The 233-nt window shown below is 51.1% G+C and carries 1 pseudogene; it reads left to right on the forward strand.

The window, feature by feature from the left end:
* Positions 1–132: 132 nt before the first annotated feature.
* Positions 133–233: pseudogene (locus LD028_RS09550) on the forward strand (carboxylesterase); the annotation flags it as partial.

Below are 233 nucleotides of genomic sequence, written 5' to 3' on the forward strand. Positions count from 1 at the left end.
GTTTTATTGAAAGCATCGCGCGGCATGAAATTGGAAGAGTTGCTTCGATATTGGGTGTAACATCAAGCAACCCGAGAGAAACTAAAAGCGGCGTCACAGGCGCCGCTTTTCATTCGGGCGGGGGTGGAAATGATGATCGGCTGTTTATGTATTCACGGGTTTACGGGAAGTCCAGAAGAAGTGGCGCCGCTGGCCGATTATTTGCGGGAGCGGACCGATTGGATGATCGAAAC

Origin of the sequence: Anoxybacillus sp. LAT27, assembly GCF_022030075.1 — a bacterium.
In the GTDB taxonomy this organism is placed as follows: domain Bacteria; phylum Bacillota; class Bacilli; order Bacillales; family Anoxybacillaceae; genus Anoxybacillus; species Anoxybacillus kestanbolensis.